Annotated in this window: 5 protein-coding genes; 3 read left to right on the plus strand and 2 right to left on the minus strand. The window is 37.3% G+C overall.

Features of this window, described 5'->3' with window-relative positions; translation table 11 throughout:
- The coding region (locus VNZ46_RS20080; protein WP_414693511.1) for a tetratricopeptide repeat protein at positions 1 to 273 on the plus strand (273 nt) is incomplete at its 5' end.
- A gap of 193 nt (positions 274 to 466) precedes the next feature.
- Positions 467 to 2,605 (plus strand): hybrid sensor histidine kinase/response regulator, encoded by a 2,139-nt coding sequence (locus VNZ46_RS20085; protein WP_325561947.1) that lies wholly within the window; start codon positions 467 to 469, stop codon positions 2,603 to 2,605.
- A 44-nt stretch (positions 2,606 to 2,649) separates the two neighbouring features.
- Here the strand turns inward: VNZ46_RS20085 and VNZ46_RS20090 are convergent, their stop codons facing one another.
- Positions 2,650 to 3,492: a VOC family protein gene (locus VNZ46_RS20090; protein WP_325561949.1), complete on the minus strand. Its 843-nt coding sequence runs from the start codon at positions 3,490 to 3,492 to the stop codon at positions 2,650 to 2,652.
- Between the two features lie 29 nt (positions 3,493 to 3,521).
- Positions 3,522 to 3,740 carry a DUF4287 domain-containing protein gene (locus VNZ46_RS20095; RefSeq protein WP_325561950.1) on the minus strand — a complete coding sequence of 73 codons (219 nt, stop codon included), beginning with the start codon at positions 3,738 to 3,740 and terminating at the stop codon, positions 3,522 to 3,524.
- Positions 3,741 to 3,899: 159 nt separating this feature from the next.
- Here VNZ46_RS20095 and VNZ46_RS20100 point away from each other — a divergent pair.
- Positions 3,900 to 4,644: GlxA family transcriptional regulator (locus VNZ46_RS20100; protein ID WP_325561953.1), on the plus strand; the 745-nt coding region annotated here is incomplete at its 3' end.

The raw sequence follows: 4,644 nt of genomic DNA on the forward strand, positions 1-4,644 counted from the left end.
AATAGCGAAGAGTATAATTTTGGAAGCGAGAGAGAACTAGAGAGCATTGGAGATTATTTAATGGAAAAATCGCGTTTTGATGATGCTATTGAAGTTTTTAAGCACAATGCAAAACTGTTTCCTAAGTCTGGTAATGTATTTCTGAACCTGGCGGAAGCCTTTTATAAAAAAGGTGATCAAAAAGAAGCATTAGTCAACTACAAGACATCTCTATCTCTTGATCCACTAAACAAAACTGCCAAAGAAATGGTACTTAAACTGGAAAAGAAATAATTGTAAGCTGAAAGTATTTTTAGGCTATCTTGTTTTTCTTCTGTGGATATCTGTTTTTCCTAAACTGCAGTTGTTTTTAACTTCATATCAAAGGCATTAATTCTTTGATTTGATGTGAGATAATTTGCTAATTTTGCCATCCAACAAGGAAAATCTTATTGATATTTAAACCCTGGAAGAATAAGCTTAATTAATGAAAGTACTTTATACCCGTATTCTAGCAAAGAACATTCTTCTCGCTTTTTTAGCGTTTGTGATCATTCTGACTATTGCTGCAATTTTTGTTCGTAATTCTATATCTCATAAACTGGAGCATATTTCTAAACTGGCTGCTAATGCAGAACGGGATGAAACAAGACCTCAGAAAGCTTTGTTACTGCTTCATCAGGCAGAAGATGATTTTCAGAGTTCCTTGCTCAGTCCGGATACTGCGAAAACGGATTCTTATAAAAAAAGGCTTTCAGATGCTTTTAACCTTATTGATACTCTATTAAAGGAGAACAAGGATTCTGCAGCTTTCAGAAATATTGAAAACAAGAGGGTTCAGCTTTGGTATACTAAAAAGCTTAAATTATCAGATCAACTTTATGGTTTGAAACATAATTTTGATTCATTATTAAGAGCATATGCCAGTTTTAAAACTGTGGATGCTGATGATGAGGGGATTATAAAAATAAAAACCCATCAGGCGAAAAAGAGTTTCAATAACAACATTGATACGGTGAAAAAGGCCGCTATCGTAAAAAAAAGAGGTTTTTTTTCCCGAATCAAACATGCTATTGCCAATAAGGCGGATACTGTTGGGGTGGAGGTTATTCAGATTAACCATAACCAAACCAACAATATTATAGATTCAACAGTAAAGCGAATTGCGTCCAGAGATAAAGATGCTTATGCAAAGAGATTACAACAGTTACAGAACCGTAATAAGTCTCTATTAAGTATGCAAAGGGAACTGATCAGCCTGAATGCGCATATCACTACTGAACTGGAAAGGATCATCAGTGATCTGAAAGAAATTAATTACAATATCGCAGATGAATTTAAGTCTATGGCCTTTAAAAGCTATCAGGAAACGACTGCCTTATTAAACCGATTGTATCTGGTGGCGCTTTTCCTCGTACTGATATTTGCTGGTTTGCTTATTGTGTTCATTATAAAACTCAGCCAGTCTGAAAGGTTACTGCGAAAGGAGAATGAACGATCTGTTACCATTGCGCAGCAAAAAATGGATTTGCTGCTTCATATGAGCCATGAGATCAGGAATCCGCTTACCGCAATAAAAGGTTTCTTATATATATTTAGTCAGACTGAGTTGTCGAAAAGGCAGTCAGATATGCTGGATTCTATACGGCTTTCTTCTGATATGCTTTTGGGTACTTTAAATGATACACTGGATGCGGCGAAAATGGAGAATAGTGAATTCAAAATTAACAATGAGCCTTTTAATCCCGATTTTACTCTTAGAGAGGTGATCGAAAGCATGGAATTCAGTGCAAATAAAAAGAAATTATCCATTGATTATTCTTTTAAAGGAGATACGGATGCGATCCTGCTTGGAGATAGTTTTAGGCTTAAACAGGTAATGGTCAATTTGTTGAGTAATGCTATTAAATATACCAGTGCAGGTAGCATTCATGTAAAGGCAGAATTAACAGTTTTAGGTGAAGAAAACAGACTACAGGTAGATGTGGCAGATACTGGCGCTGGTATTCGTGCAGATCAGCAAGCCAATTTGTTCTCTAAATATTATCAAACCAATTCTGCTAAAGGAAAAACAGGTACGGGGCTTGGTCTTTATATTTGTAAACAATTTGTTAATCTTCAGAATGGTAAGATCAGTGTTAAAAGTGTTGCCGGCGAGGGCAGTACTTTTAGTTTTTATATTCCATATGTTAAAGCTGTAAAACATGGAGAGGGAGGACAGGAAGAATGGACTGAGGATCCATTGTCTTTGCTTAATGGTATCAGCATCCTGGCGGTTGACGATAATGAATTGAATTTAAAGTTTCTGAAAATGATGACCAGCAAATGGAATGTTACCTTTCATCAGGCCACAAATGGCCAGGAGGCTTTAAAGATCATCAATGAACAGGCGATAACTATAGTTTTAACAGATATTCAAATGCCCGAAATGGACGGTCATGAATTAATGAAAGCCATTCGTGAGCTAAAGGAACCGCTCAACAGGTTGCCTGTTATTGTAATCAGCGGAGGAACCGAACCCTCTGAAATCAAAACTTTCCTCCAAAAAGGATTTTCCGGATTGGTGAGCAAGCCATTTGTAGAAAAAGAACTTATTGAGCAGATCGCAAAATTAGTCAAAGCTTAGCTTTATGAAGGTGTACCATATTATGGTGCACCTTCATGATCATCTTATGCGTTTTCCAGATCTGCAATAATTAACTTTTTCATTTTCAATAAAGCCCCCATAACTCTTTGGGCGCGTGCCGGGTCCTGTAATAATTTACCCAGCGCTTTCGGAACAATCTGCCAGCTCAGGCCATATTTATCTTTTAGCCAGCCACAAGCAACTTCCTTGCCGCCGTTTCCAGTGAGTTGTGTCCAGTAGGCATCAATTTCTTGTTGAGTATCACATTCTACAACTATAGATATGGCATCATTGAACTGGAAACCATGATCAAAAGAACTGTCCATAGCCATGGCAACAAATCCGTTTAACCGAAACTGTGCGTGTTTTATAAAATCAATGTTATCCTGGTCTTCTTTGCCATATTTCATAATTCCCTGAATGTTGGAGTTTGGAAATACATGTGTATAGAATTCAATGGCTTCTCCAGCATTACCAGCCTGATCTCCGGTAAACATATAGGTTGGGCAGAACTTCTGTGGTGTATCCGATTTACTGCCCGTATAGAGTTGCCAGGAAACTCCATATTTGTCTTGAACCCAACCATATTTAGGACTCCAGTCATAAGTATCCAGGGCCATCATTGATTTTCCATCCTGTATCAGTGCATTCCAGTACTTTTCAGTATCTTCTGCAGCCTCGCTAATCACCATAAAGGAAATAGCTGGATTAGGTGTGGAAGTGGGACCATCATTCAAAAGCATGATCTTTTGTCCACTCAACTGGATCTGGATAACATAAGGTGAAGTCTGGCCAATTTTGCCTTCTCCAAAGGTATTGATATAAAAATCTGCTGCCTCGGTAATTTTACCTTTTAAGGTTAGGCAGGGGTAAATTGAATTGTCCATATTCATAGGTTTATTTAAAAATTTGATTGCTATTCCTTTTTTCCTTTTAAAAAGGCCACTATAGCCATAGAATGGCCGTGGCCCAGGTCAAACTCCTCCTTTAGCCATGAGATAACTTCGCCAGCTTTAACTTTAGGGTTCAGTAAACCATGTTCCATTAAACCTTTTTCTGCGGCCATCTCTTTAAAATCCGACGGACTCTTTCCTGTTTTAATTTCGATATTATCTAGATACGCTTGAAACGACATAATAAATATATTTGGTGTTTTTAATATACCAAAATTAGCAGGATTTACAGTAATTAATCCGGTATAACAATGACATTTAAAGGGTAAATTACGACATTCATTTCAAATCCTTATCTTTGTTATAAAGGATGTTTTTTTACACACCAAATATAAAAAACGATGATCAAAGTATCTGTATATGTGCCGGAAAGTTCTGTTATTGAATCCATTACGCCCCCTTATCGGGTTTTTAACAGTGCTAATGATTTTTTACTGTCCATGGAGCAGGAGCCGCTGTTTGATGTTGAATTTGTAGGCTTGACAGAACATGTGAAAGTGCTCGATGGTGAGTATACTGTAACGGTAAAAAGGCTTCTAAAAGATGTAGAAAGAACAGATCTTGTCATTATCCCGGCATTATTTGGAGATATGGCCACTGCGGTATCTCGTAATCACGAAGCTATACCATATATTAAAGAATTACATAAAAAAGGTGCGAGTGTGGTGTCGCTTTGTTTGGGAGCTTTTTTATTGGGCGCCACTGGTTTGATAAACGGCAAACGTTGTTCAACACATTGGGCATATTATAATGAATTCAGAAATATGTATAAGGATGTACAGATTGTAGATGGTGCTATCATAACTGACGAAGGAAGTATCTATTCCAGCGGTGGAGCTAATTCTATATGGAATTTGCTCTTGTATATTTTGGAAAAATACACCAACAGAGAGATGGCAATATTGGTGGCGAAATTCTTTGCAATTGATATTGACAGAGACAGCCAAAATGCCTTTGCTATTTTTAGAGGGCAGAAAGCGCATATGGATGAGGCCATCCAAAAAGCCCAGGAATATATAGAACAGAATATAGAGGAGCGAATCAGTATAGATGAACTGGCGGATTTAGTAGCTGTAAGCAGAAGAA

The sequence above is a fragment of the Pedobacter sp. genome, assembly GCF_035566355.1.
Lineage (GTDB): Bacteria > Bacteroidota > Bacteroidia > Sphingobacteriales > Sphingobacteriaceae > Pedobacter.